Below are 3,089 nucleotides of genomic sequence, written 5' to 3'. Positions count from 1 at the left end.
CAATTCGCTGAAATTGCCAAATACACTAAACGATGACAGAAAAGAAGAAGAAGAAGAACCGTTAAAACTTGACGCTGATCCTGACGATGAGGTTCACTTAAATAGCGGAATCACATTAAACCCTAATGATGCCGCAACTCCGCTCGTATTGGAACCTGAATTGGATTCTGACGCTCCATTAACGTTACGCAACGGATTAACACTAACTCTTATCAACAAACGAGAAATCTTAAACAGCCATTTGATAATTATCGAGTATCAATTATCAGCGCCTCCTCAAATTGTCAGCCTTATTGACGTTATGGCTTCTTTCAAAACATTACTTGACAATGCGGTAAAAAATTTGCATGCCCAAGATGACGATCAAATTCAGGCAGTCATTTGGTCGGATACCACAACGGCTATATGTACGCCGTGTGTTCCTGTAAAGGATTTTCATGTATCCTTCATTTTATCAACTGTACAAAAAGCATCAATATCTGGCAACAGCCTAGATTTGGCCAATAACATCCGAATTGACATAAAACATTTCAAAACCTGCAATTCTGTAGATGGTGCAGGCGGTGTTTATAAATACAAAAACAGTTGCACAGAGCTGTACTGCAACGCGCGACGTAGCATCATTCAAATTAAAAATCTAGATGACAATATGTGTATGGCTCGAGCCATTATCGTCGGTATTGCAAAGCAACGTGTTGACCTTAATCCAACTTCCAAAAATTTTAAAAAACTTTTTGAAAGCGTCAGAAGAAACCACGGACGGTGCACCATACAATACCGAAAAGCACTGGAATTGTGTAACATGGCGAACATTTCACCGAAAAAAAAATGCGGCTACAAAGAAGCGCAGTGTTTTGAAAATATTCTCGGACTCAACATTAAGATAATCGCCCGGGATTTATTCAATGAGTTTATTTACGATGGAGTGAAAGAAAATCCGCAATCAAGTGATCTGCCTCCAATTTATCTATACCGAGTACTCGATGAAAAAAACAATTATCACTTTCATACAATTGGAAATGTAAAAGCTTTTTTCAACGCCGCATATTTTTGTGCAACATGCAATGTTGCCTATAATCAAAAAAGACGACACAAATGCGTTGACATTGAAAATTGGTGTTACGCCTGTTGCGATCGCGCATGCAATTATGATGAAACCTTCATAGTACGTTCGGAGTGTTGTAATAACTGTAACGTGAGATACCGCAGTGACAATTGTAAAAAAGCTCATGAAAAAAGCACGGAATGTCGCAAACTCTATTTCTGTCTAACGTGCTATGTATCCGTGAAAAGAGAGATAAAATCGAATGGTATTCTTGAAACAAATGACGAAATTAGAAAACATCACGTATGTCAAAAAAAATGTCCCGTATGCAAAGTCAGTGTGGACCCTCTTCACCGATGTTACCTACAAAAAGGAAAATACAAGCCAGTCTCAAAAAAATACTTATTTTTGGACTTTGAATCAGAACAAACAACCAATGTTCACATTCCTATTTTCTGTCATCTGAAATGGTACGATGAAGAATATGAAATTACAAAAAATTGGTGCGATCTTACGGTACAGTCTCCGTGGCAGGAAAAATCATTCGGTATTGGATTCAATGTAACAAATGATGTAGGCGAATTCATTTTTTCGCAAAAGTTCAAACATTACACGATTATCGCCCATAACATGCAAGGATATGATGGTTCGTTCTTGTTACGCTTTCTTGCTGAACGAGGAATTAAACCTAAAGTGATTTTGAAAGGACGAAAAATTATGAGCATAATTGTCCCGGGATTTCAAATTCGAATCATAGACTCTTTCAATTTTCTACCAATGGGTCTTGCAGGTTTTCAAAAAGCCTTAGGATTGAAAGAAGAATACAAGAAAGGATTTTTTCCTCACTACTTCATACGTGAAGAAAACTTCAAACACATTGGAGAAATGCCTCCAGAAAAAGATTATGGAACTCATACCATGAATGAGACAACATACAAAATATTTAAAAAATGGTATGATGAATACTCCCAATCAGACTACATTTTCAATTTTGAAAAAGAACTCAAAGAATATTGCATCCAAGACGTAGAAACACTTCAAGAAGGATGCTGGGTCTTTCGTGAAATGATACTCAATCTCACAAATCAAGGTTGTGATCCCTTTCAATATTTAACTTTACCTCAGCTGTGCAATGCTGTTTACAAAGTGGACCACATGCCGTGGAATACCATCGGCGCGATACCTCCTGGAGGATATTTAGATATTCAAAACTACTCAAGCGCGAGTCTCGAATGGTTGAATTACATTCAATCGTCCCAAGGAAAGAAAATAAGCCACGTTGGAAATAGTCCTACGGGAGAAGCTCATATCATTGGAAACATTAGGGTAGACGGCTTGGACGAAGATGCCAAATCAGTTTACGAATTCTACGGATGTTACTATCACGGGTGCAAAAAATGCTTTCCAAAACGGTCAGCGCTACACAGTTTGTATGGCTATACTTTTGACCAAGTGTATAAAATACAAAGAGTCGCGAAACTCGGCTACGAATCATGGGGTATGAGATTATTTCAATTTGGGAGTGTGAGTGGAACTCTCAAAAAACAAATCCAGACATTCAAAATTTCCTTCTAAATCACGAAGGCGAATTCAAACCCTTGAACCCTCACGAGTCATTTTTTGGAGGTCGAGTGGAAGCATTCAATCTACTCGTTGACGATAAAAAAACAAAAATGAACTACGCCGACATCGTGTCACTGTATCCATACGTCAATGCCACTTGCAAGTATCCTATCGGACACCCACAATTTATTTCCAACAATTTCGGACCGCTCAACTCTTTGCCAACAAGGCTATTTGGTTTCATATACTGCAAAATATTACCTCCTCGAAATCTCTACATTCCCGTATTACCCTTCAAATTTGGAAAAGATAAAAAACTATTGTTTGCCCTTTGCAAATGCTGCGCATCAGAAGAACCAAGGAAAAGCGAATATTGCAGTCATTCAGATGAAGAAAGATGTATCACGGGAACATGGTTTTCTGAAGAAATTAAAGTTGCAATTCAACATGGATATAAACTCATTCGAGTCTATTCAGCATA

2 protein-coding genes are annotated in these 3,089 nt (G+C 37.9%); both read left to right on the top strand.

Annotated features, from left to right (window positions below):
• Nucleotides 1-2,620, top strand: a 2,620-nt coding sequence (locus JHC35_RS08620; RefSeq protein WP_295044271.1) for a DNA polymerase, incomplete at its 5' end; no start/stop codon positions are given.
• A gap of 56 nt (nt 2,621-2,676) precedes the next feature.
• On the top strand, nt 2,677-3,089 hold a 413-nt coding region (locus tag JHC35_RS08615; protein ID WP_295044269.1), incomplete at its 3' end, for a DNA polymerase.

Origin of the sequence: Sulfuricurvum sp., from assembly GCF_022759005.1 — a bacterium.
Taxonomy (GTDB): Bacteria; Campylobacterota; Campylobacteria; order Campylobacterales; family Sulfurimonadaceae; genus Sulfuricurvum.
Note: the sequence above shows the minus strand (reverse complement) of the source record. Positions and strands in the feature narration are given on the sequence as shown.